General features: G+C 40.9%; 19 protein-coding genes and 1 pseudogene. 12 read left to right on the top strand and 8 right to left on the bottom strand.

Annotated features, from left to right (window positions below; genetic code table 11):
- From PSI06_RS03425 to PSI06_RS03410, 4 genes and pseudogenes are all read right to left on the bottom strand, one after another.
- Positions 1–583 (bottom strand): annotated as a pseudogene (locus PSI06_RS03425) (IS3 family transposase); the annotation flags it as partial.
- Between the two features lie 282 nt (positions 584–865).
- A complete protein-coding gene (gene msrA, locus PSI06_RS03420; protein WP_273602852.1) occupies positions 866–1402 on the bottom strand; it encodes a peptide-methionine (S)-S-oxide reductase MsrA in 537 nt (178 codons plus the stop codon).
- A gap of 89 nt (positions 1403–1491) precedes the next feature.
- On the bottom strand, positions 1492–4599 hold the full coding sequence (locus PSI06_RS03415) for an efflux RND transporter permease subunit (RefSeq protein WP_004587179.1): 3108 nt from the start codon (positions 4597–4599) through the stop codon (positions 1492–1494).
- Between the two features lie 3 nt (positions 4600–4602).
- Positions 4603–5655 (bottom strand): efflux RND transporter periplasmic adaptor subunit, encoded by a 1053-nt coding sequence (locus PSI06_RS03410; RefSeq protein WP_055252939.1) that lies wholly within the window; start codon positions 5653–5655, stop codon positions 4603–4605.
- A 246-nt stretch (positions 5656–5901) separates the two neighbouring features.
- Between PSI06_RS03410 and PSI06_RS03405 the strand changes: the two genes are divergently transcribed.
- The 6 genes from PSI06_RS03405 (at position 5902) to PSI06_RS03380 (ending at position 11547) form a co-directional block, all read left to right on the top strand.
- The gene (locus PSI06_RS03405; protein ID WP_273602853.1) at positions 5902–6606 is read left to right on the top strand and encodes a DUF2982 domain-containing protein; all 705 of its coding nucleotides are present in this window, start codon (positions 5902–5904) and stop codon (positions 6604–6606) included.
- A 20-nt stretch (positions 6607–6626) separates the two neighbouring features.
- A complete protein-coding gene (locus PSI06_RS03400; protein ID WP_024034321.1) occupies positions 6627–6959 on the top strand; it encodes a hypothetical protein in 333 nt (110 codons plus the stop codon).
- Between the two features lie 217 nt (positions 6960–7176).
- Entirely contained in the window at positions 7177–8832 is a 1656-nt protein-coding gene (locus PSI06_RS03395) for an Lcl C-terminal domain-containing protein (protein WP_273602854.1), read from the top strand.
- A 9-nt stretch (positions 8833–8841) separates the two neighbouring features.
- Entirely contained in the window at positions 8842–9360 is a 519-nt protein-coding gene (locus PSI06_RS03390; protein ID WP_273589274.1) for an Lcl C-terminal domain-containing protein, read from the top strand.
- 175 nt (positions 9361–9535) lie between these two features.
- Positions 9536–10453 carry an ExeA family protein gene (locus tag PSI06_RS03385; RefSeq protein ID WP_024034318.1) on the top strand — a complete coding sequence of 306 codons (918 nt, stop codon included), beginning with the start codon at positions 9536–9538 and terminating at the stop codon, positions 10451–10453.
- 11 nt (positions 10454–10464) lie between these two features.
- Complete coding sequence (locus PSI06_RS03380) at positions 10465–11547, top strand: general secretion pathway protein GspB (RefSeq protein WP_273602855.1); 1083 nt, start codon at positions 10465–10467, stop codon at positions 11545–11547.
- Positions 11548–11596: 49 nt separating this feature from the next.
- On the opposite strand, the gene PSI06_RS03375 is transcribed toward PSI06_RS03380, so the two are convergent.
- Both PSI06_RS03375 and putA read right to left on the bottom strand, forming a co-directional pair.
- Entirely contained in the window at positions 11597–12754 is a 1158-nt protein-coding gene (locus PSI06_RS03375) for an HD-GYP domain-containing protein (protein ID WP_273604977.1), read from the bottom strand.
- A 155-nt stretch (positions 12755–12909) separates the two neighbouring features.
- Complete coding sequence (putA, locus tag PSI06_RS03370; RefSeq protein ID WP_273602857.1) at positions 12910–16713, bottom strand: bifunctional proline dehydrogenase/L-glutamate gamma-semialdehyde dehydrogenase PutA; 3804 nt, start codon at positions 16711–16713, stop codon at positions 12910–12912.
- Positions 16714–16920: 207 nt separating this feature from the next.
- On the opposite strand from putA, the gene PSI06_RS03365 reads away from it, so the two are divergent.
- Positions 16921–17403: a winged helix-turn-helix transcriptional regulator gene (locus PSI06_RS03365; protein WP_004587169.1), complete on the top strand. Its 483-nt coding sequence runs from the start codon at positions 16921–16923 to the stop codon at positions 17401–17403.
- A 112-nt stretch (positions 17404–17515) separates the two neighbouring features.
- Here the strand turns inward: PSI06_RS03365 and PSI06_RS03360 are convergent, their stop codons facing one another.
- The gene (locus PSI06_RS03360) at positions 17516–18121 is read right to left on the bottom strand and encodes a TIGR04211 family SH3 domain-containing protein (RefSeq protein WP_054983196.1); all 606 of its coding nucleotides are present in this window, start codon (positions 18119–18121) and stop codon (positions 17516–17518) included.
- 215 nt (positions 18122–18336) lie between these two features.
- On the opposite strand from PSI06_RS03360, the gene PSI06_RS03355 reads away from it, so the two are divergent.
- From PSI06_RS03355 to PSI06_RS03340, 4 genes are all read left to right on the top strand, one after another.
- A complete protein-coding gene (locus PSI06_RS03355) occupies positions 18337–19857 on the top strand; it encodes a CYTH and CHAD domain-containing protein (RefSeq protein ID WP_024034312.1) in 1521 nt (506 codons plus the stop codon).
- A gap of 163 nt (positions 19858–20020) precedes the next feature.
- Positions 20021–20830 (top strand): phosphate/phosphite/phosphonate ABC transporter substrate-binding protein, encoded by an 810-nt coding sequence (locus tag PSI06_RS03350; RefSeq protein ID WP_273602858.1) that lies wholly within the window; start codon positions 20021–20023, stop codon positions 20828–20830.
- Positions 20817–22592, top strand: a complete 1776-nt coding sequence (locus tag PSI06_RS03345; RefSeq protein ID WP_273602859.1) for an ATP-binding protein — start codon at positions 20817–20819, stop codon at positions 22590–22592. The genes PSI06_RS03350 and PSI06_RS03345 overlap by 14 nt, the downstream gene beginning before the upstream one ends.
- Complete coding sequence (locus tag PSI06_RS03340; RefSeq protein WP_273602860.1) at positions 22589–23062, top strand: Hpt domain-containing protein; 474 nt, start codon at positions 22589–22591, stop codon at positions 23060–23062. The genes PSI06_RS03345 and PSI06_RS03340 overlap by 4 nt, the downstream gene beginning before the upstream one ends.
- A gap of 24 nt (positions 23063–23086) precedes the next feature.
- Here PSI06_RS03340 and PSI06_RS03335 read toward each other — a convergent pair whose 3' ends face one another.
- Positions 23087–24604, bottom strand: coding sequence for a S10 family peptidase (locus tag PSI06_RS03335; protein ID WP_273602861.1), 1518 nt, complete (start codon positions 24602–24604; stop codon positions 23087–23089).
- Between the two features lie 337 nt (positions 24605–24941).
- On the opposite strand from PSI06_RS03335, the gene PSI06_RS03330 reads away from it, so the two are divergent.
- Positions 24942–26162, top strand: a complete 1221-nt coding sequence (locus PSI06_RS03330) for a GGDEF domain-containing response regulator (RefSeq protein ID WP_273602862.1) — start codon at positions 24942–24944, stop codon at positions 26160–26162.
- The last annotated feature ends 210 nt before the right edge of the window (positions 26163–26372 follow it).

The following is a 26372-nucleotide window of genomic DNA, read 5'->3' as shown; positions in this document are numbered from 1 at the left end:
CGCTCTTGCAGGTCTGGCTTTATCATCAGATAAAGTTTCTTCCCACCAATACGAGGCATGAATTGCCGCCAGTACATCACTAATTCTTTGACTGGCTCCAATTCTTTATTCCGAGCATCTATTCTGCGCATAGCTTGATAGTAACCTTGTCGCGTTACGCCATATGCACGGCATAACGGAGTAAGCTTTATTTGATGGTTTTCTTTTGCGCGCGTGATAGCTCGGATATGTACTTTTTTCGCAAGCCCGCTCCATATTCTTCATCCATAATATTAATCATTTCATCTTTGATTAAATCCTTTAGGCGTAACTCTTCTATCTCGCGCTCTAAACGTTTAATTTTTTGTGCTGGGGTTTCTTTCGATTTAGGCATGTTGGCTATATAAGTTGGTTTAGACCAATCTAATTTACCATGTTTTCGCAGCCATACCAGAACGGTACTGCGGCCTTGAATACCGTAATGACTTTGCGCTTGTTTATAGGTGAAGTCGCCTTTTTCTACTTGCTCAACAATAGATAATTTAAAGCCTAATGTATAATCTCGCTGAGTACGCTTAACGTCTTTAGTTTTAGTGGTTTTCATAAAATAAGTCCTAAATGTGTAAACACATTTCAGGACAAGACATTTTTTAATATACAAAAGCCCGATTTATATCGGGCTTTTTAATGTGTATTTATACCAATTCGCATTAATACTTAATCATTTTCAGGGGCTAAATGTGTCGCTATCTGCGTTAAAAAATTCTCATTTAGAACAACTAAATAGCGAATTTTTTGCCTTGCTATCAACACGTTTATCCATCCTCAAAATAGATCACTTAATTATGCGGATTGGTATTAGAATTATTTTAACAACGCAAATTAGCTAGTCAGCTAAAAACTCTTTAAATACAGTTTCAAACTTGTGTAATTTAGGCGCAATTAAAATACTACAGTAACCCTGCTGTGGGTTTTCGTTGTAGTAATCTTGATGATAATGCTCTGCTGGGTAATATGTGGTAGCAGGGCTAACCTCTGTCACTATTGGCTCGCTAATATGGTTTTGTAGCTGGTCTATCATCTCATTGGTTTTATTTAATTGCGCATCGTTGTGGTAATAAACAACACTTCTATACTGTGTGCCAATATCGTTACCTTGGCGATTTAATTGCGTGGCATCGTGTAACGTAAAAAACATGCTAAGCAGTGTTTCAAAACTCACTACAGCGCTGTCAAATTCCAGTTGCACAACCTCAGCATGGCCTGTTGTACCAGAGCAGACTGATTTATACGTGGGGTTGTCTGTATGGCCGCCGGTGTAACCTGAGCTTACGTTTAGTACACCTTTTACTCGTCTGAATGCAGCGTCTATACACCAAAAACAGCCTCCACCAAATGTTGCTAGTTGTGTTGATGTGCTCATAAGTTGTCCTAATTATGTCTGTTACAGTATTAAGGCGAGCATAAATTGAATACGCCGTAACAGCAAGTTACGGCGCAGTGTAAGCTCAGTTAAATTTCTTCGCTGTCTTTTAGCGGGTGAGAGTCGGCTTGCTTATTTAATTTTTGCTGTAAAAACTCTGGCGACTGTGTGTTGCGGGCTAGGGCATAATACGCCGCAGGCACAACATAAAGCGTTAGCAATGTTGATACAATAACCCCTGTAAATACCACCACACCAATTACCATGCGGCTCTCTGCGCCTGGGCCTGATGCCAATACTAAAGGCACTGCGCTCATTACCGTAGTCAGAGAGGTCATTATTATTGGGCGCAGGCGCTGAGTGGCCGCTTGCAAAATAGCCTCGCTAAATTCTACGCCTTTATCACGCAGTTGGTTGGTAAATTCGACTATTAAAATACCATTTTTAGCGCTTAAACCTATCAGCATTACAATACCAATTTGGCTATAAATATTAAGCGTTAAGCCCGTTGCCCATAGGCCAAACATAGCGCCCATTAGGCCAAGTGGTACTGTTAGCATAATGACAAACGGGTGCATAAAGCTTTCAAATTGCGCAGCTAAAACTAAAAAGGTCACAGTTAGGGCAAGCACAAATACATAGGTCATGGCCGATGCGCCTTCGTAATATAATTGTGATTCACCTTTATAATCTACAGCGCCGTCAATGTCGTTTTCTTCTGCAGCTACTTTGTTTAAAAAGTTAAGTGCTTGTTCCAGTGTATAGCCGTCCGCAAGATTAGCGCTTAGTGTGATGGCGCGCATTCGGTTATAACGGTTTAAGCGCGATGCTGTGGCCTCTTCTTTTAAGCTTATAAGGCTATCTAGCGGGACCAGTTCACCACTGCGTGATTTAAGGTAAATATTTGAAATATCAGTAGGGTTTGTAAAGTCTTGTTTAGTGCCTTTTAAAATTACATCGTATTCTTCACCACGGTCAATAAAGGTGGTAACACGGCGCTGTCCTAACATGGTTTCTAGCGTGGTGCCTACATCTGATACTGACACACCTAAATCGGCGGCTTTGTTTTTATCTATGCTGACTAAAAATTGTGGAAAGGTTTCTTTATAGTCGTGATCGATTCTTACCAAGCCTGGATTTTTTTCTGCGCGCTCTATAATGCGGTCGCGCCAATCAGCAAGTTGTTCGTAATCGTTACCTTGTAGTACAAACTCAATCGGGCGAGAAGAGCCACCACCGCCAATACCACGGCGCATAATAGCAAAGGCACGGACGTCAGTTACTTCGGTCATTTTGGCGCTTATTTCGTCCATAACTTCCCAGGTAGAACGCTTGCGCTTATCCCAATCGGCCATGCCAACGATAGCAACACCACCACTGCCGCCCCAGCCCGGTACGCGCACTAAAACACGGCTTAATTCGCCAGCTTCTGAGTAAGGAAGCAGGCGCTCTTCTATTTTAGCCATATTGGCTGCGTTATTTTCATAACTTGCGCCTTCAGGGCCGCTCATCATAATAAAAAAGGTACCGCGGTCTTCTTTTGGCGTAAGCTCAGAGGGCACTTGCAAAAACAACGAGTAGCTAACAAAACCAGCAAGTACTAGGCTTATCATTAAGCCCCATTTTTTGGTCATATTTGAGGTAAGCGATTGGCGGTAACTGTTTTCAACTTTGCTAAAAACACGGTCCATCCATTGGCTAAATTTACTTTCTTTTTCTGACGCTTTTAAAACTTTAGAGCACAGCGCTGGCGAGAGCGTAAGGGCAGTAATACTAGAGAAAAACACCGCGGCACTTACAGCCATTGCAAACTCTGTAAACAAGGCGCCAATTCGCCCATCCATAAATACTAAAGGTACAAACACCGAAATAAGCACAAGCGTTGTCGCAATAATTGCAAAGCCTACTTCGCGGGCACCTCTAAAGGCTGCTAATAAGGGAGGCTCGCCAAGCTCAATCCGACGGTGAATATTTTCAAGCATTACAATGGCGTCATCTACGACTAGGCCAATTGCTAATACCAGCGCAAGTAAGGTTAATAAGTTGATTGAATAACCCATGGCAAGTAAAAACATAAAGCTGCCAACAAGTGCTACAGGCACAGTAACGGCGGGGATAAGCGTAGCGCGAATATTACCTAAAAAGATAAATATTATTAACACCACTAACCCCATAGAAATGGCAAGCGTGCTATATACTTCGTTGATTGACTCTTTAATAAAAATAGACGAGTCGTAGCTGTCTTGAATAGTGGTGCCCTCTGGCAAATTACGTTTTATTTTTTCAAGTTCACTGCGGGCGTTGTCTACCACTGTTAAGGTGTTTGCTTTAGCTTGCTTTACTATGCCAAGGCCAATCATGTTACGGCCGTTACCACGGAACAGGCTTTCATCGTCGGCGGCTTCTAAATGTACATCGGCAACTTCACCTAAACGCACAAGGTAGCCGTCTTCACCACGTTTAATAACTAAGTTTTGAAAATCACGTTGGTCTTTATAGCTACGCGCTGTTCGTACGGTAAAATCGCGGTCGATAGATTCAATTTCACCTGCTGGTAGCTCTACGTTTTCACTGCGTAGGGTGTTTTCGATATCACTCGAAGTGATCCCACGAGCGGCCATGGCTTGGCGGTTTAGCCAAATTTTCATGGCGTATTGGCGCTCACCACCAATACGTACATTTGAAACGCCATCTACAACGGCTAATCGGTCGACAATAAAGCGCTGTGCATAATCGCTCAATTGCAGCGAGTTCATGGTTTCACTGTTAAGTACAAACCAAGCAATAGGGCTCTCGTCGCTGTTTGACTTAGACACCTCTGGTGGGCGCACTTGCTCTGGTAGGTTGTCTAGTGCGCGAGCAACTCGCTCTCGTACATCGTTTGAGGCTGCGTCAATATCACGGCTTATATCAAACTCAATAACGATATTAGAGCGCCCATTTCTGCTTGAAGAATTAATACTTTTAATGCCTTCAATACCCGATATCCGGTTTTCTAATATTTGCGTTATTTTTGTCTCGACTATTTCTGCCGAAGCACCAGTGTAGTCAGTACTAATACTAACAATAGGGGTTTCAATATCGGGGTATTCTCTAAGTGGTAGCATCGAAAAAGCCACCAAGCCAAATGTTAGCAGTAGTAAGTTAATTACTATGGCAAAAACAGGGCGTTTAACACTCGTATCTGTAATTTTCACCGATTAACCCTCAACACTTACTTTGCTACCAGGGCGAATTTTAATAATGCCTTCGGTAATCACTTGCTCGCCATCGCTAAGGCCTTCATCAATCGCTACCCAGCCGTTATTTCTGCTTGCAACATGCACTTCTACCTTGTTGGCAATACCCTCTTTTACTTGGTATACAAAATGTTTATCTTGCAGTGGGATCACGGCTTTTTCTGGCACCATAAGCGCCTGATTACTACTAAGCTCCAAAGCGGTGTTTAAAAGCATACCAGGGCGTAATAGCCCGGATTTATTAGCAAAGCTTGCGGTTACTTCTACACTGCGAGTAATCGAGTCGATACGAGAACTAATATGGGTCACTTTGCCGGTGAAAGTGCGCCCTGGGTAGGCATCGTTTTGAGTATGTACTTTCATGCCTAGGTTAAGTTGAGATAAATATTTTTCAGGAACTTTAAAGTCAACTTTTATAATACTAATATCATCAAGCGTTGTAATAATTGTATCGCTACTTACATAAGCACCAACCGACACTTCTCGTTTGCCTAATAAGCCAGAAAACGGTGCGGTAATTAGCATTTCATCAAGTTTGGTTTTAGCGCTTTCTAGTTGGGCTTGCGTGGCATCTACGCGAGAAAGCTGCTCTTCTAATAATGATTTAGCGGTAGATTGCGTACGAGAAAGCTCAGTAAGGCGGCTTAACTGACGTTTTTCTTCTTTTAAGTTAATGCCTAGCTCTTTTACAGCGTATTGTTCTTGCTGATTTTGCAGCTGCACAAGGCGTTGGCCTTTACTTACTAAGTCGCCATCTTCAAAATATATGTGTGTAACATAATCGCTTTGTGCGCTTTTTATATAAATTGCTTGGTTTGCGCGTGCACTGCCTATGGCTTCAATCATAACAGTGTTTTCTTGAGACGATACTGTATGAGCCATTACCTGTGTGGGTGTATCACTTGAATTAGATTGTTCACCATGGCTAGATGGCAAATATAAGTACACACTTAAAATAACAAGAAGCGTAATTAAAAATGGAAAAAGAGCTTTACCTGACTGTTTTGAATACATCGTTTTCATACCTGAAAATAAATTGTAAGTATTGTACGAAATAAGACCGTGAAAAGGCGGTTATGTGTCTCATAAATTTGTGCGTTAGGCGTAAAAATTTATGAGACTAATTACTTGTTCCCATTTAACACTAAAATTATGATAAAACGATGAAGCAACCACCGCAGTGTAAAACCTGTTTAACAATGAGAAAAATAATACTTTGGGGTATTGTTATGTTTTTATTTTATATGGCTTTTTACCAATATGGGTAAGCCAAGTTCAATAATAAAATACAGGGCGCAAGGGGCGCGCAATGGCATTGAAGTACTTACTGTAGGCAGCGTAGGTTTGGTATTTATTATGCTGTTTAATTTACTGCGCCCGGGTGAAATTAGCTTAATAGAAATTTTTTTAGTAAGCATGTGCATAGCTGCTATTTTTATTGGTTTTTTAAAAACACAGGAACCTTATTACAGTTTACTGCTTAGTGAGTCCTTACTTGTGTATCAGCATAAGTATGGCCAGTGGCAGTTACATGTTAGTAACTTACACCACAGCGGTATTCCTAAGGTGGCTGACGGCCTTGAATACCTTGAATTAAACGCAGTAGGTTTAAAACTTAATGATATGGACGAATTTTTAAGCGCTATACACCCACGCATTGCCGGAAAACTACTGATAGAGCAGCGTAATTTATTTATGCAAGCTGTTCAAAAACATTGCAAAAATGGCAATTGCCCATCAGAATGGTTAATAGAAGAGACACAATACACCTCACCTAAAGGATTTAGCTATACTGGACTTATAGCTATGTTTGCTAACAGAGCCAAGCACCTTGAGTTGTTAACGGGATATAATTTACTGTTACCCGCAAGTGTATTAGAGACAGACATTTGGTCGTTCAGTGCCGATTTAAATAAATGGAAACGCGCACCTGAACGGTTTATAGCATCGCAAGTTGGACACTAAATGCGATAGTAGGAAAAATAATGAGCCAAGAACGATCTTTTATAAAGAGTGGTCGCAACACCATCATCCATAAAGATAAAAAGCTTGATCTAGTCATTGTAAATGCAGAGCAGCACCCACGTATAAAGGTAACTCAAAATGGTTTGGAGCCATTTAAAGAGGATCTACCTAAAAACCGGCGTGATGCCAAAGAGCGATACCTTGAAATTGTTAATGTAAGTAGCGCTGATATTTTTGGTGAAGAAAAACAGCTGTTGTTTATTCAGGCGCTTGATGGGCGTGAATACAAAGTAGATTACTCAAAAATAGGCACTAAGCTGTTTGTGCGTATTCATCAAGATACGTATATGTAATACCAATCCACAATCATGCTTAATCATTTTGCGAGGCTAAACGTGTTAAAAAGTTCTCATATAGAACAACTGACTAGAGAATTTTTTGCCTAGCTACCAACACGTTTTCCAGCCTCAAAATGGAGCACTTAATTAAGCGAATTGGTATAACTCTAAATGGCATCTTTATTGCTAGTGATTACACTATAGTAATTATTTGACATTATAGGTGCGTTTTATGAAAGCGTTTGCTTTTACTCCCCTTATATCTTGTTTTTTATTGGCTGCCTGTGGCGGTGGAGGCGGCGGTAATGAAGACTCTGCTGTTGAAACCACGGTTAATGCCGGAACCGATCTACAAGTTGTAGAAAAAACAGAGTTTACAATCACCGCACAAGGCTCACCAGCCGACGGTACCTTTACTTGGCAGCGCGTTAGTGGCCCATCTGTGGACGGCTTCCCGCTTGAAGGTGCAGAGCAAACAATTACTGCGCCCGATGTTAAAGCCGACAGTGAACTTGTTCTATCTGTAAGCTATCAAACAGATAATGGCAGCTTAGTTAGTGACAACGTGAGCATATTTATTACCTCAAGTAATCAATTACCGCTTGCTGTTGTTAGTCAAACAGCCCCAGAAACACTGCCTTCAACCTATAACGACACCGTAACGTTAAGTGCTGAAGAGTCGAGCGACCCTGATGAAAATGGCCAAATTAATAGCTATCAGTGGCAATTAATTTCAGGCCCTGATTTAGATGTAACCGACTTTGACAACTCTACGGTAAGTTTTAGCCATCCGCTGCTTGAATCAAATACTAATTTAATATGGCAATTAAGCGTTACCGACGACGAGGGCGGCGAGGCAAGTACTGAATACAGTATGACATTAAATAAAACAGACGAGCTGGTTGTGGCCAATGCCGGAGATGACCAAAACGTTGAAGAATTTGAGGAAGTGACCTTAGATGCAAGTGAAAGTGACACCCTAACAGATACGTTTTCATGTAGCTGGCAACAATTAACAGGCAATGCCGAAACGCTGGCAAATACTAGCCAATGTACCACGACATTTTTTGCCTCCGACGTTGATTTAGATACCACATTGAGCTTTGAAGTCACTGTTACTGATTCTAAAGGGCGCACTGACACCGATACTGTATTTATTGACGTATCACCAAAAGCACTAGGGCTAATTAACGACAGTGGCCTAGGCGAGTGTTATAACAATACCCAACGTATCAATTGCCAAAGTAGTGACTTTCCGGGTCAAGATGCAGAGCTTGGCCGAGACAGCTTTGCCAACCAACTCGATAAAGCAGGCCAAGGTAACCTTGCGTTTGACTACACTAAGCTAAATCAGTTTGCTGATGAAGTCGCGGATGATAGTGACGACTTTACTTGTATACGCGACAACGTAACGGGGCTTGTGTGGGAAGTGAAAAGTGTAGAGTCAGGTACATTACCTAATACCACCTTACGCGATGGCCAAAATCATTACTTTTGGGATTTAGGCACGACAACCTTTACCGATACCAGTACCGCTAATACCACCTGTCCAGATGATACAAGCTGTGGTGTGCAAACCTATATAAATGAAGTGAACGACTTAGATTTTTGCGGCGGTACCAATTGGCGCTTACCAACTTACACTGAGCTGTTGAGCTTAATAGATTATGGCAAGCAGGGCGAAAACGTATTAATTGATGAAGCGTTTTTTCCAAATATGCCAGAAGCAGGCGCTATAGATGATGTGAATTTACCGTACTGGACATCACAAACTGCAGCCGATGGTACCAGCTTATCGCAAGCGTACATTATCGATATGAGCAACGGGAATGACTTAGCCTACCCGAAAGAAAAATACGCGTATGTACGTTTAGTCAGAAGCCGATAGGAGAAAATCATGAAAACATGCTTACTATTTTCAATGGCTGTATTTAGCGCAAGCTTTCAACTAGCCGCAGCGCAAACGTGTTACGACGGGGCGGATACAACAACACCAACCACTCGCTTCACCCTTAATGAGGATGGCACAGTGTTAGATACAGAAACAGGCCTAATGTGGCAACGTTGTAGCTACGGACAAGTTTACGATAGCGACACTGAAACATGTACAGGCTCTTCTCCGTCACTTAATTGGCAAGAAGCACTTAGAGGCGCAGAAAACGACACCACTGCCGATTACGACGATTGGCAGGTGCCTAATATTAAAGAGCTTGCCAGTATTTTAGAGCACAGCTGCACCGAGCCAAGTATTAACGAAGAGGTGTTTTTAGGCACTAAATTGCAAAACTACTGGAGTAATACCTCAGGGGTAAGCACGATGAGCTCAGCATGGGTTTACCAGTTTGATAGTGGGCTTAATAGCTTACATGCTAAAACCAGTGACGTGTATTTACGTTTGGTGCGTTACGAAAACTAAGTAAAATAAAATAGCCAAGCACTTAGCTTTAATACAAAAGCGCCGCTAAATTTAGCGGCGTTTTTTTGTTTTACATAAATTTACGTTATTTCAATAATAAAGCGCATACAACGTTGTTACTTTGTCGTTTTTTTTGCCATTATAGGCCGAGTTTTAATGACGAAGGAACATTGCGGTGTATTTAAGCTACTTTGGCTTGAGCGAAAAGCCATTTTCGATCTCGCCCAACCCCCATTATTTATTTTTAAGCGAACGCCACAAAGAGGCACTTGCCCACTTAACCTATGGTTTAGGCGAAGATGGCGGGTTTGTATTGCTAACCGGCGAAGTGGGAACAGGCAAAACCACCATTACCCGCAGTATGTTAGAGCAACTGCCAGAGAACACTCAAGTTGCAATGATCCATAATCCGGCACTGTCGGAGCTTGAACTTTTGGCCAGTATTTGTGATGAGCTAAACATTACTTACGATGCCCAAAATGCCACCCTTAAAAGTTTAACCGACATTATTAAGCAGCACCTAGAGGCTAATAACAAAGCGGGCGGGCACACAATTTTAATTATTGATGAAGCGCAGCTCCTTGCCCCCGATGTGCTTGAGCAATTACGACTATTAACTAACATAGAAACTGATCATAAAAAACTGCTACAAATAGTCTTAGTGGGTCAACCAGAGCTTCAGGCATTATTAAAACGTACTGAGCTTAGGCAGTTAGCCCAGCGAATTACAGCACGGTATCATTTATTACCGCTCACCCAAGGGCAAACAGTTGCGTATATAAAGCATCGTTTACATATTGCCGGGTGTGATAAAGGCGTTTTTTCGCTCGATGCTATGCAAGCTGTACATCAGTTAACTGGCGGCATTCCACGCTTAATGAATTTAGTCTGTGAGCGCGCGTTAGTCGGGGCTTTTTCTAAGCAGCAGCTTATTGTTGATAGTGATATTATAAAACAATCAGCCCAAGAATCACTGCCTATGGACTTTGTGGCTGCGCAGAATAATGCGCCTAAATCCACTGGCCGTGTTTATTATTACTTAGCATTTGCTGCTTTGTTTGCAGTAGGTGTTGGCATGTCGTTTATTATATAGTTAGGTAATTTATGTCTTATTTATTAGATGCATTAAAGCAATCTCAACAAGCAGGTATGAGCGCCGAGCAATATGATTTGCAGTCAGCGCAGTTAAAACAGCAGCAAGCACTTACGCGCTATAAAAAAATGGTGTGGCTACTTGGCGGCGCAATTGCAGCATTTATTGCCATAGCGGGTGGCTTTACAGCGGGTAAGTGGTTTCAAAGCAGCGCACTATTAAAAACAAGCCAGCCGGTTGACGTTGTTAGCACTGATAGCAAAAAACAAAAACAAGCAGTAACAGATGAGCCAACTACAGCGCAAAATAAATCCGAAAAGCCTGTAACATCACCGTCTTCAGAGGCTGAAAAAAATAGTAATAAAGCAACGATTGAAGGGCAGTTGGTGTATGTACAAACACCTACCGGGGTACAAAAAATGTTGCTTACCCCACAAGGGCAGTATATCCCTATTAATGATAATCCGGCGCAGCAGCAACCAGGTTACAATGTGCAAACCCCTATAAATGCTAACGGGTATAATCAAAATGCGTTTAATCAGCAAACTTACAATGCACAGCTACCTAATACGCAAAGCTATAATCCACTTGCTTATAATGCACACGGCCAAAACACGCAATTTATGCAGCCGCAAGCACAAAATACAAGCTCAGCAGGTTTAGATATGAGCAAGTATAAAGTGCTTGGAAAACCACTGAATGGTGAAAATACCCCAAGCACGCAAGCGCCGCAAAGTAGTCCGGAGCTTGATGCTGTACCGAGTAAATTAAAAGATGCCTTTGCGCAAGCGATAAAAGACTCGGAGCAAGAACAAGATTACGAAGTAACGCAGGCCTCACGCAGTTCATCTCGAGTTAAACCGGTTGAGCTATTACCTGATGGCTTACAAGCCATGCTGCCAAGCATTAAATACCAAGCACATATATACTCTTCAAGTGCAGATAAACGCTGGATAAAGCTTAATGGCAGAGAGCTACACGAAGGGGAGAGCATAGGGGCACTAAAAGTGCGCGAAATTACCCCAGAGCAAAGTGTACTTGATTTTGATGGTTATGAATTCAGTATTAAAGCTTTGCAGGATTGGCCGCAATAAAGCGCAGCTAATAAAGTAAAGCCGCAAAACTGCGGCTTTACTTTTTAACTCAAGGTAAAATAGCGTTTTTGTAAAAGCGCTCTAAATCAATGTTGTAGTCGGTCGGCTTAACAGTTAATTCGAGCTTGTCGGCTGTTTTTTTATTTGCCAAGTTTATATCTTGCATTTCCGTGTAGCGACCGTGCTTAGCACTATAAAATGTTTTAACCACCGGCTTTAAAGGTGTTTCAGGGTTACTCTGTGTAACCAATCCTACTTTTTGGCTAGATAAGCGCACTAAGGTGCCTACTGGGTGAATGCCAATACATTGGATAAATTTAGTAAGTAGCTCACCATCAAAGCTATCAGGGCAACCATCTTTTAAAATTTTAAACGCTTTTATAGGCTCCATACCGGCTTTATATACCCGCTCTGCCGTAAGTGCATCATATACATCTACAATTGACGCCATACGTACGTATTGGCTTATCTCATCACCTTTTTTGGCAAACGGATAGCCTTTTCCGTCTAAGCGTTCATGGTGTAAGCCGGCAATGTCTACAGCAATTCCCGTTAACCCTGCTTCTTCCAAAATTTGCTTAGAATACAGAGCATGGTTTTGCATAATTTTAAATTCGTCATCACTAAAGCGGCCCGGTTTATTGAGCACTTCGTCAGGAATTTTAATTTTTCCTATGTCATGTAACAAAGCACCTGTAGTGAGCTCTACAATAATGTCGCGCTCTATGCCTAAGTGCTTTGCAAAAATACCCATTAAAATAGAAACGTTGATAGAGTGCTCAAGTAAGTAAGCATCTTTTTGGCGCATTTGCGTTAAGCAGGCTAGGGCATCTTGGTTTCTAAAAATAGAGTCCATAAAGCCACTGGCAAGCTCTTTAAAAGGCGCTATGTCTATATCTCTACCCGCTTTTATATCGCCAAAGGCCTTTTGTTGAAGTGTTTTAGCTTCGTCGTAGAGCTTTTTAGCTTTGCCCATTTCTTGTTCGCTACTATGAACTTTAAGCCAAGGGTCGCGCTTTTTAATCTCTGCCTTAGGCGCTGGGGCTTGAGTGTCGGGCTCGGGTGTAGTTAATGTTTTATCTGGATCTATCTCTATTTCTAAAATGCCCGCTTTTTTGAGCTTATCGATACTCGCCTGAGTTTTAACCCAGCCTTGGTTTTTAATTTTAATGCGCCCAGTTTGTTTTGTAACACTTTGAACAAACATGCCAGGCTGTAATTACGAAATAGAGATAACTTTCAATTTTTTTACTTCTGTAATGGGTCTTTGTTTAAATTAGCATCATTATACGTTGCAGGGTAAAAAAAAAGGCACTTTTAAGTGCCTTTTTTTACATTTTTAGTTAATTAGTACTAGATGGGCTATTCGTCATCTTCTACTAGGGTCATCAGTGAAGTATTACCACCAGATGCGGTAGTATCTATACTGATCGTTTTTTCAGTAATTAAGCGCTTAATTAACGTATCGTAATACTCTGAAGTAATTACTGGCAAAATAGCACCTTTACGCTGTGCAAGTTGTTGGCTGAAGTAACCTAAACGAGACGAACGTGCAGCAACCACCGCACCCGCTAAGTGAGGGTGAGCCAAAATAGCTTGTAGCTGATTAGGTTTTGCAACCTGGAACACGCCCTCAGCAACGCCTGTGGCAATAAACTTATCTTTAAAGGCTACCGCTTCATCGTAAAATAGCTCTGATGCTACGGTAATTACTGTATTACCTGCAGCAAGTGCTGTGATGATTGAAAGCGCCCAAAAGTTAAATGACGTGCTTTTATCTGCATAACATACTACACAACCACGTGCTTCAAGGTGCAAGGTGTTTGATTCACCAGTAGGCCCAGGCAAAGTGGTAAACTTACGCATGTGTTTTTCTAAACGGTTAAGTTGTGCACGGGCTTCTGAAAGCGTTAATGCCAAATCATCCGCTAGGTCATCAATAATTTCGACCGTTGCTACTTTAGCAAGCAACTGACGAACAGCCGATACACGGTCATTTAGCGGTGTTGCACGCCAAATTTTCTCATCGCGCATTGAGTTAGCCATTAGCTTTTCAACTTGCTCGTTTGCACCGCTGTAATGGTGTAAATCAAGCTCATCTGGCGTTAGGTTAGTCATTTGCACGTTATCAGGTGATGCTTTCTCTTTTACTAAACGCTGCAGGTAGTTAGGGCCACCGGCTTTAGGGCCAGTACCAGATAAACCACGGCCACCAAATGGTTGCACACCTACAATGGCACCAATCATGTTGCGGTTTACATATACGTTACCCGCACGCGACATTTTAGCTAGGTACTCACAACGCTCTTCAATACGTGAGTGAACACCCATGGTTAAGCCATAACCTGTGTTGTTAATTTGGTCAATCACGTTGTCGATATCATTCGCTTTAAAGCGAACAATGTGCACACATGGACCAAATACTTCACGTTTAAGTACTGATAAATCTTCGATTTCGTATAAACGAGGCGCAAAAAAGTAGGCGCCATTTTCGGTGTTATCAGGGATCTTACACTCGTAATGAAGTGTTGCATTACCTTTTAAGTATTCAACATGATCATTTAGCGTTTTAAGGGCTTTTTCATCAATTACAGGGCCTACATCGGTAGAAAGTAATGACGGGTCGCCAATATGCAGCTCGGCGAGTGCGCCTTTAAGCATTTCTATAATGCCATCGGCTACATCTTCTTGTATAAACAATACACGCAGTGCTGAACAACGCTGACCTGCGCTTTGGAAACCTGAGCTTATTACATCATCAACAACTTGCTCTGGCAGCGCTGTTGAATCCACAATCATACAGTTTTGGCCACCGGTTTCTGCAATTAACGGTACTTGAATATCGTTACGCGCAGCCAGTGTTTGTGAAATCAGTGTGCCTGTTTCTGTAGAACCGGTAAACATAACAGCCTGAATACGCTCATCAGGTACAATTGTTTTACCTACCTCAGAACCACGGGCAATTACCGGCTGTACTACATGCTCTGGTAAGCCAACCGAAAGCATTAACTCAATAGCGCGAAGTGCAATTAAGCTTGTTTGCTCTGCAGGTTTTGCAATAACAGTATTACCAGTCACTATCGCAGCGGCCACCTGACCTAAGAAAATAGCAAGCGGGAAGTTCCACGGGCTAATACATAAAATTACACCGCGTGCTTCAAAGCGCTCATCGCTTGCAAGTTCTTCTGCACGTGCCGCATAGTAACGACAAAAATCAACGGCTTCACGTACTTCGTCAATACCATCTTGCGCAATTTTACCGGCTTCTTTAATACAAATAGCGACGAGCTCGTCGTGGTGACGCTCTAGAATATCTGCCACGCGGCGTAATAAATTAGCACGCTCTTTTACAGATGTTTGCGACCATGACTCAAACGCCGCTTCTGCATTGGCCAAAATGTCTTTCATCTCATCGCCAGATTGGAGTTTAACGTGGCCGATGATTTCGTTGTGATTAGCTGGGTTTTTAACTGCTAATGCGCCTTCAGGTACTTGGCTTTGATCAATTAAGTGATCGTTAAACCAGTTTTCAAGGTTTTCTTTGAATGGCGTAATTACATTAATATCGGTTAAGTCCATGCCTTTAGAGTTAGCACGTTCATCGCCGTATAAGTCGATTGGCATTTTAATTTGCGTATTGTACTTATTACGTAAACCTTGCAGTGTTTCTACTGGATCAGGTAATAGCGACTCAACAGGTTTAGTGGTATCTACAATGGCGTTTACAAACGATGAGTTAGCGCCATTTTCTAGTAAACGACGTACTAAGTAGGCAAGTAGGTCTTCGTGCTGGCCAACGGGTGCATAAACACGGCATTGAATTTTTTCTTCATTTACGATTTGGTCAAATAAAGATTCGCCCATACCGTGTAAACGCTGGAATTCAAATCCGGTGTTATCGCCTTTAGCAACTTCTAAAATAGTGGCTGCAGTGTAAGCGTTGTGTGTTGCAAATTGCGGGTACAGTACATCGCGTGCTTCTAGCATTCTAATAGCACAAGCTTTGTAAGATACATCGGTAGTTGCTTTACGCGTAAATACTGGGTAGTGCTCTAAACCATCTTGTTGCGTGGTTTTAATTTCTGTATCCCAGTAGGCACCTTTTACAAGGCGAACCATCATTTTACGGCCTACACAAGTAGCAAGTTCAGTTACCCATTCAATAACAAAAATAGCGCGCTTTTGGTATGCTTGTACGGCTAAACCAAAACCTTGCCAGTTACCTAAATCTTCATCGCTAAATACCGCTTCTATAACATCTAACGAAATATCTAAGCGGTCAGCTTCTTCAGCATCAACCGTAAAGCCAATGTCGTATTTTTTAGCAGCAAGCGCGAGCTCTTTCAGTTTAGGTACAATTTCGGCCATTACGCGGTCTTTATGCGTGAACTCATAACGTGGATGAATAGCAGAAAGTTTAACTGAAATACCTGGGCTTTTAACTGGGCCACGGCCATTTGCCGCTTTACCAATTGCATGGATTGCGTTCATATAGCTGTCGAAGTAACGCTTGGCATCTTTCATTGTGCGCGCGCCTTCGCCTAACATGTCGTATGAGTAAACGTAGCCTTTTTGCTCTTTTTCAGCAGCGCGTTCAATGGCTTCGTCAATGGTGCGACCCATAACGAACTGCTTACCCATAATTTTCATGGCAAAGTTTACAGACTTGCGAATCACAGGCTCGCCTAAACGACCTATGGTCTTTTTAAGCATGCCAAATTGCTGTTCTTTGGTTTTATCTGTGTAGTTAACCATTTTACCGGTTACTAATAATCCCCACGAAGAAGCATTAACGAATAAAGAATCGCTGCTTCCTAAATGAGAACTCCAATCACCTTTAGCAAGCTTGTCACGAATTAACGTATCTTGCGTGGCTTTGTCTGGTACGCGAAGTAGGGCTTCGGCCAAACACATTAACACTACACCTTCCTCACTAGAGAGTGAGAATTCATTTAAAAGTGCGTCTACACCGCTTTGACCGTCTTGATCTTTTCGAATGTTTAAAACAATCTGGCGAGCTCTTTCCCATGCACGGCTTCGTGCTTTAACACCCACTTCTGCAAGTGGTAAAATATGATCAATAACAGCATTTTCATCAATGCGGTAAAAATCACGAATTTTCTGTCTTGTAGGACAGGTTGTTGTCAAATCGCCATTGAATAACATAAGCAACCCTTAGGAATGTTAATATGTAAATAGTAGAACAAAATTTATGTGCTTGGGCTGTTGAGCTAAAGCAACTTTGCTACCAATAAATTACCAGTGATGTAATGCGTGCATTCTAATTAAATTTCAGCAGAATATGCTGGTTAAATTTCACGATTTACGATAATTTACAGGGCATATTTTCAACTTATCCGTATAAAATTCTGTATGACAAGTCCAAATAGATTACGCCTGCTTGATCGTATCGATTTAGCAATATTAGACGTTCTTCAAAAGAACGGCAGAATTTCTAATGTTAACCTAGCAAAGCAGGTTAATTTAAGTCCTAGTCCATGCCTTGACCGTGTAAAACGTTTAGAGCAAGAAGGCTATATAGAAGGGTACTTTGCAAAGCTTAGCGAACAAAAGCTGAATCAGAGCTTAGTAGCGCATGTGCAAGTATCGCTGGTGACATCTAACACGGCCGTTTTTAAAGTATTTAAAGAGCATATACTTAAAATTGAGCAAGTTGTAGAGTGCGATATGGTAGCGGGAGGGTACGACTACCTGCTAAAAATTAGGGTCTCGGATATGGATGAGTATCGACAGGTGCTAGGAGACTTGGTCGATATTCCGGGAGTAGGTACTCACCATACTTACATGGTAATAGAAAAAATTAAGCAGGATCCTGGTTTACGTTTGGATGTTTAAAAACCAAATGCTTATTGCAATACATTACACACACATTAAAAAAGCACCTAAGGGTGCTTTTTTAATGAATAGCCAGCGGCTATTAAACTTAGTTAACCAAGGTTTAGGTTAATTAAGCCCACCCTTCGTAGCGCTTACGGCGCGAAAGTACAACGGTAAGTATAATACCTAAAAACAAACCTATAAAAGCAATAGCGCCACCATAAGTAAGTAGTTGGCGTTTTTCTTTTGCAGTGGCAGCTTGTTTTTGAGCACGTTCTTGCTCAAGTGTTGTTTGCAGCTCAGTAATTTGTTGATTAAGCAATTTGTTTTGATTAGTTAAGCTTTGATTATGTTCTTGTAACTGAGGTAGCTCAATTTGTGCTTGGCGTAGTTTGTTTTGCACTGTGCTCATTTCGCTACTGAGTGTTTGATACTGCTGATGAAGCCCTGGTGTTTGCGATATAAATTTAGACTCAACCCAACCTTCACGGTCTTTATCGTCTTTTATTTTTATAAAGCCGTTTTCTTCTTTTGATAGCACGGTTAATTTAGTACCCGCATCTACAGAGCCAAGTAAGCGGTAGTTTTTACCTGCGCCAGAGCGCATAAAGGTATATAGATTATCGATTATATAAGCTGAATTTGCATCTGATGAATTGGCTGTTTGAGCTTCTTGTGCTTGGCTTATAAACGAGGTGGCTGTTAAAAGTAGCCCTAGTAAACAGTGTTTTAGCATTTATCTACCTTGTTAGTCTATCCGTGTCCGTTGTGGTTGTGATTGAGATTTTCACATAAGTAGTGAGATAGTATGGATTAAACGCGTTAATAGCAAGGTTGATATTGTAACCCAGTGCGGGTATTGCTCAGCCAAAAAGGTTAAAAAATTTGCAAAATGAGGTGGCTTTGTTTATTTTGAGCACTTATTTATTTTAAAGGTAATCCTCAACCCTAATGGATACTGAGATAGAACTGAAGTTTTTGGTATCAGATGCCGTTGTTCCACTGATCCCCTCGCTAATCACACAATTTGCTAAAACGGTTATTAATAAACCTTCACGTAGTTTGCAAAATGCCTATTACGATACCCCAAGTAGAGAGCTAAGAGCCCTTGATATAGGTTTTAGAACTCGCTGTGCCGACAGTAAATGCGAACAAACAATAAAGCTTGCTGGCGAAGTTGTGGGCGGGCTACACCAACGTCCTGAATACAACTTACCCATTGAATCAAGCCGTCCTGATTTATTAGCATTTAATAATGCTATTTGGCCTCATGGTATGCAAGTAAATGCTATTAGCGATAATTTATATCCTATTTTTAGCACTAACTTTATTCGTCGTACTTGGTTAATAGAAACCCCAAATGGCGCAAAAATTGAAGTCGTGCTAGATAAAGGCGAAATAGCTGCATCAGGTAAGGTTGATATTATTAGCGAGCTAGAAATAGAGCTTGTTGAGGGCAACAGAGACGAGCTATTTGCTTTGGCAGATAAACTTGTTAGCCAAAACTGTATTCGTTTAGGGCTTTATTCAAAAGCAGCTAGAGGCTACCGACTAGCCGATGAAACACCGCTTAAACCAAGTAAGTCTATTGGGTTTGTAAAATTAAAAAAACAAGCAACTCAAGAGCAAGCACTAATAGAGGCCATGAACTTTGGTATTCGTTTTGTGCAAAAACATGAGCAGTGTTATTTTGATAAACCAAGTTTAAAAACGCTCAAACGTGTGACTGATGGCATTAGCTTAATTAGGCATAATTTTTGGTTGTTTGACGATATTGTAAGTAAAGACAGTACTGAGCAATTAAGAACAGAGTTAAAGTGGCTGTTAAGTGAATTAGCCTGGGTTGAAAATGCAATTCAGCTAAAAACTTATACATCTAAACGCCATGCATTTTATAAAAAAATAAATGCAGCGCCTGCATTAGCGCAAGTTATTAACGATTTAAAAGAGCTACAGCCAAGCATTGATGATATTAATGCTTTGTTTCAAAGCGCGCGATACAATCGTTTATTGCTGTCGTTGACTACTTGGTTGGTAGATAAACAATGGCGTAAGTTTTGGGGGCAAACTCAACTACAGGCAGCAGAGCAGCCAGTAGCTAAAATTGCAAAACGTTTATTTAATAAAGATTGGCAAAATTTAGATAAGTTACTTCCTAAAGAGCAAACGCTTACTGCACAAGATTATTTAAGCTTACGCACCCAACTAGAAAACAGCTTATTAAGCGGTAATTGCTTAGGGTCATTGTTTGACAAAGAAGAGCGCTTAGAATTTAGACTGCCGTGGCTGGATATTTCTCATGGTATGTACGAGCTCAGCACGCTGGAATATTTAAAGCAGCTTTGTGGCGGGCAAGAAGACGAGCAGTTGGCTAAAATTCAACAGTGGCTAGATCAAAAGTCAGATTACTTAGTCAGTGCAATGGAGCAAAGCCGTTTAGCGTCTTTTGATATAGAGCCGTACTGGCAGTAATATATTTAAGCAGGTGTTTATGGGCGCCTGCTTTTATCTTTTTGTTGAAACTTTCTTAAACCTCCTTAATTAAATAACCTCTTAATTTCTACGTAATAAAAATGGTGCGTTAGTCACTCGTTAACTATGCTTATAGTCATAAACCTACAACGGTAAGACTAATATGAAGTGTAGTGTTGTTTTGCTTTTTTTATTCAATAGTATGGGTGTCTATGCTCAAACCTTTACTTTTGGTGTAGTTCCGCAATATGAGCCTCAAAAACTCACTGCAATATGGCAGCCCTTTCTTAATAAAGTAACCGAAAAAACAGGCGTGCAACTACAGCTTGTTACCGTGGAATCAATCCCGGTTTTTGAGCAAGGGTTTGCAGAAGGCGATTACGATTTTGCTTATATGAACCCATGGCATAGTGTGATTGCTTACGACAAGCAAGGCTATTTACCGATAGTGAAAGATGCTGCGCGCCATTTGCAAGGCGTATTAGTGGTCAATAAAAACAGTAATATTGAATCCGTTAAGCAGCTTGAAGGCGCCGAAATTGCTTTTCCTGCGCCTAATGCGTTAGGCGCTTCTTTATTAATGCGGGCGGAGCTTGCCCTATTGTATGGCTTAACAATAAAGCCTGTGTATGTTCAAACGCACTCATCTGTTTATTTAAATGTGGCACTTAACGCAACGCCTGCCGGCGGCGGGGTGATGGGCACATTAAAGCAACAGCCTCAAAATTTGCAGCAAAAGCTAAAAGTTATTTACAAAACGCGTAAGGTTAGCCGCCACCCCATTGTGGTTCACCCTAGAGTAAATAATCAGGTACAAGCGCAAGTTCAACAAGCAATTATAGAAATAGGGAGCGACCCTAAACAAAAACACTTACTAGCGGGTATTCCTATAATTAACCCAAGTAAAGCAAGCATTGACGATTATAAACAATTAACGCAATGGGGTTTACGCTCGTTTTATGTTGAAAATTAACTGGTGGCGCAGCCTAAGGGTTCAAAGCTTTATTGCGGTAATGGCATTTGGCTTTTTATTAATATGCTTATTTATTTTTTACGCTTTGCCAGAGCAAGCTAGGTGGGTAAACAATGGCCTTTCTAGCGCAGCGCAGCGCTCTTTACAGCAACTATCCACATCAATAAAAACCCCTTTATTAACTCGCCAATATGCACAGCTTTATGAGCAAATAGACGCGCAACTTAATACAAACCCCAATTGGAAAGCAATTAGAGTAGTAGAGCCGACTACAGGTAATCAGTTATACCCTTTAGATGAGTGGCACCTGTTAGCGCAGCAGGGCAATGTTACGTTAAATGAGCGCATCACTTTTTTAGATAAACCTTTGGCTGAAATAACGTTAGTCGTTAATTTTGAGGACGAAATAAACGAAGCGGCCAAACTACATTACACGTTAATTTATATTCAGTTTTTTATACTTGTGGTGTTTTTTATTGGCTTAGCTTGGTTGGTCGATTATAGAATTACCAGCCCTTTACGGGCGCTCGAAGTCGCCTTTTCTAAACTGGCTAAAGGGAACTTTGATTGCCACGTTAGCGTTCAGCAAAAAAATGAGATTGGCAGCGTCATAAATGCATTTAATAAAATGGCCGATGAGGTTGCTACTAATCATCAAAAAGTAAACGCGCTAAGAATTCAAGCCGAGTCGGCCAGTAAGGCTAAGTCTGACTTTATGGCGAGTATGAGCCATGAGCTTAGAACGCCGTTAAATGCGATTTTAGGGTTAGCGCAGCTTTATCAATATGACAGTAAAGCAACCGAGGTACACAAAGACAATGCGCAAAGTATTTACCAAGCTGGGGAGCATTTACTTTTACTAATAAACGACGTGCTAGATTTAACTTCTATTGAATCGGGGAATATGCAGTTTAATTTTGAATATGCCCCCGTGAAAGACATGCTACAGCATAGTATTGAAATGGTGAGCGAACTTGCCAGAGTTGAGCTTGTTACTATAGACACACACAATATTGACTCCCTTGAAGGTATTTACTTATATGTAGATAAGCGCCGTTTTAAACAGGTACTGCTTAATTTACTTTCCAACGCAATAAAATATAACAAAGTGCGAGGTAAAATAGATATACGCTGCGAGATTGCTGATTCAAGCCGCTGTAATATTGATATTGAAGATACAGGGTGCGGTTTTTCAGAAGATGATATTTTAAGGCTTTTTAAGCCCTTTGATAGACTAGGGGCAGAGACCAGTAAAACACATGGTACGGGCATAGGTTTAGTTATTACTAAAGAGCTTGTAGAGCGTATGCAAGGGCAGCTACAAGTAAATAGTCAAATAAATAAAGGCGCGTGTTTTACCATTAGCTTTAATAGTTTTAAAGAAAGCGCTTTAACCACTATACAAGCTGATGAGCCGATAAGTCACCCCAGCAGTGAGTCCGCAGGCTCTGCCACAGGTAAGCTCCCAGTATTAAATGTGCTGGTGGCAGAAGATCAACTGACTAATCAGCAGGTTTTAAAGCAGCAACTGACCATGCTTGGCGTTAACTCAACGTTTGCAAATAATGGCGAACAGGCCTGGCAAATGCTCCAAGATAAGTCCTTCGATATGCTACTTACCGATATTCAAATGCCGTTGCTAAATGGCCTTGAATTGGCTAAAAAAATCCGAAAAAACACACAATTCAATGAGCTAATAATTATTGCTGTTACAGCCAATATAATGGAAAAAACATACAGGATTGTTACAGCGCTGGGATGAACGGTTTTTTAACTAAACCGATAGAGCTTGAAAGCCTAAAAGCACTGTTAATGAAACACTCGCAAGGCATTGTTCCTTCGCATACACAGCCGCTGCAAATTACAGCGCAAGCAAGCTCTATGTACAGTCAATTAGATATGCCTTTATTGTTTTCGATGTTAGGAAAAGATACGCATGTACATTGTTTAGTCTTTCAGGCGTTTTTACAGACCGCTTATGAGCAAGTTAAATTAATTGAAGCATATACACATAGTTTAAATTATGCCGATTTATCTTTTCAGGCGCATGGTTTAAAGTCATCTGCTAAATCGGTTGCAGCGTTAAAGTTAAGTGACATTTGCCAGCAAATAGAAAGCTTAGCCGCGCAAAATAAGGTCGATGAAGCGTTATTATTTGCACTACAAACAGGGTTTAATGAAGTGGTTACACAGTTAAAAGTGTACTGTAATAAACATGAGGCATCTTCTTAATGCCTCATGTAATGGCCCTTTTAATTAATATTTAGCGGCCTGCCCTTTAGCGGGTAGGGAGCTTAAAATGAAGTCGCGTAAGTCGTTATTAGAAAGCTTAAGATCTTCATGTCTTAGGTACATCATATGGCCGCTGCGGTACCCTTTAAAGCTTAACCTGTCTTTCATTTTTCCACTAGGGTCAAGCTGCCATAACGTGTATTTAGCATCAAAGTAATTTGTTGCGCCATCGTAGTAACCCGCTTGAATCATGACGTTTAAATACGGGTTTTGCGCCATCGCTAAACGTAAGTTTTCGCCGGTATTATTTTTACTGCGATCCCATGGGTGAACATTGCCAAATAAGTTGTATTTTACATCCGTTTTATAGTTGAGCTCTTCACGCAGGTAATAGTTAATTGCAGGCGTAAATGAGTGCAGCCAAGAGGTAAGCTCAGCCCAGTAATCAGGTGATTCGCCAGCATCGCGTTTATCAATACCTAAATAGCGCGAATCTAGACGTCCGACAGTTTGTCCGCGCTTACGTAAAAGTTCTTTCCAAAAAAATCGAGTGGGAATATCTAAGTTGTTTTGCGCTACAAACAGCTCTGAAAGGCCTGCATATTCGGCCATTTTCTTTATTATTTGGCGTTTTTTATCGGCATCGATAAAGCCACCTTTAGCGAGGGCAGGAATAAGCTCATTAATAGTGAACTGTTCTACTTCGGGTAAAAGTTCATTGAGATCTTTTTCTTGCAAGTTTTTATTCAGTGCTTTGTGATACCACGCAGTTGCAGCAAAATAAGGTAAGCGATTAGCCGCTTTTATAGGGCCGTCGCGTTTTATACCAATATCAGTCGGCGATACTAATACCACCCCATTGATGTACATCCATTGACTGTTTTGTAGTTCATGGGCAAGGCCTGATACACGAGTAGTGCCGTAGCTTTCTCCAATTAAAAACTTAGGTGAGCGCCAGCGCTCGTTTCGGTTAACAAAGGTATTTAGCCATTCAGCTAAGTATTTTATGTCGGCATTCACACCAAAAAAGTGCTCTTTTTGTTGCTCTTTCGAAAGCATTTCACCTTTGGCGTTTTCTACTACGCGTGAATAACCTGTATTTACCGGATTTACATAAACAATATCTGCTACATCTAACACAGAGTAGGGGTTATCTTTTACGCCATAAGGCTGAATGGGGTAGCCTTCGTCATCAATTTTTAATACGCGTGGGCCAGTATAAGCTAAGTGCATCCATACAGATGCAGAGCCTGGGCCGCCATTAAACGATATCAGTAATGGGCGAGCTGCGGTGTCATCGACTTTATCTCGTGTGTAATAGGTATATTGTAAAGTGGCAATGGCATCGCCATTATCATTCCACACCGGCTGAGTGCCTGTTTTAACTGTGTAGCTAAAGCGTTCACCATTAATTTTTGCTTTATGTTTAGTGACTACGTGGCTATCAATGTCTATTTTTCGTTGGTTTTCTGCTGTTGCAGTACTGCTAAGTAATACGATGGCAAGCGCTAAGGTGTAACGAGTTAATTGGACAAGCTTCATTGTCGTTCCTTATTTTTGTTTAGATGCTATTTAAAATAAAAAACACACAAATAACAAAAGTATTGAGATTAATGGTCGATAATACTGGTTAAGTCTAAACTTATACACGGCGTGTTTGTTTATTTAGGGTTAATTTATCCTAGCGTGTTTAGCTTAGCTAAAAAATCAAGTATATTTGGTCGACTTTGTATTTAAATTAAATACAAGCCTTGCGCTTACATTAATGGGCCTAGCCTACTTACTGGCTATATAAACAGCACTTTACTGGATGTTTTTCATAGATTGTCGCTTCAGTGCAAGTTTAAGTACGTAAAATAACAAGATTAAAGAGAAGTTTATGCAAAGAGTATTAGTGGTTGAAGACAGTAAAGTAGTGCAGCAGGTGCTACGCCACTTAACGGCTCAATATTTAGATGTCGCTGTCGATTTCGCATGGTCATTAAATGAATGCCAAGACTATATTGAGAAACATAAATACTCGCTGGCTTTAGTTGATTTAACTTTGCCTGATGCACCTAATGGCGAGGTCGCTAAATTTACACTTTCACACGCCATTCCTACTGTGGTACTTACCTCAAAAATTGATGAATATAAGCGCCAACAAATGCTAGAGCTTGGTGTTATTGATTACGTAATTAAAGACAATCGCGATTCATACCATTACGCTATCAAGTTAGTGGCTCAGCTTCTGAGAAATCAAGGCTGTAAGGCGTTGGTTGCTGATGATTCGGTGTTAAGCCGCTCTTTAATGAAGCAAATGCTAGAAAAGCAATTATTTGATGTAACCGATGCGCAAGATGGTCAGCAAGCACTCGAAATAATAAAAAGTAATCCTAATATAAAATTGCTCATGACCGATTATGCGATGCCATTAATGGATGGCTTTGAACTGGTTAAAGCGGTGCGTAATTTTAGAGGGCGCGATGATTTGGCTATCATTGGACTTTCGGGTGCCGGTAAGCATGGGTTATCGGCTCGGTTTATTAAATACGGTGCCAACGACTTTTTAACAAAGCCATTTATGAATGAAGAGTTTCATTGTCGTGTTATGCAAACAATGGAGCAGTTGTCACTGATTGCGGATATTAAAGAAAGTGCTTACAGAGACTATTTAACGGGTATGTATAACCGCCGTTATTTTTACCAATATGCAGAGCAACTATTAAAAAAACAACAGCAAAATACGCTTGCATTACTCGATATAGATTTTTTCAAAAATATTAATGACACCTTAGGCCACGAAGCGGGCGATCAGGCACTAAAGCAGGTAGCCACGTTAATTAAAACTACGTTTTCTAAGTTTACCGTTGCGCGGGTGGGCGGCGAAGAGTTTGCCATTATATTAGATGATATAGACACGGCGCGTGGGCGAGAGTACTTAGAAGGCTTTAGAAAAAAACTCGCTAAACATGAGTTTTTAATCGATGAAAAACCGTTTTCTATCACCATCAGTATTGGTATTGCTGATTTTCAAAACACTGATTTAACTCAGGCCATGCGCATCGCTGATGCAGCCCTTTACGAAGCCAAAAACAATGGCCGAAACTGTGTTGTGTAAAAATAAAAAATAACACTAATTACAAGCTAGTAGGGCGTCACTTTTGATGATGCACCAATGTAGCTAAGTTGTTAAAAAAGCGCACCTTGATGGTGCGTTTTTTTTGTTTTAAATTTACTATTCATGCTTATCTTATTGATATTAAGTGTTTTTTAATAGTGGCACAAAGGTTGGATTATGTAAGCCAACAGGATAACAATAAAGCGTCCG

The sequence above is a fragment of the Pseudoalteromonas sp. GABNS16E genome, assembly GCF_028598715.1.
Classification (GTDB): domain Bacteria; phylum Pseudomonadota; class Gammaproteobacteria; order Enterobacterales; family Alteromonadaceae; genus Pseudoalteromonas; species Pseudoalteromonas atlantica.
Note: the sequence above shows the minus strand (reverse complement) of the source record. Positions and strands in the feature narration are given on the sequence as shown.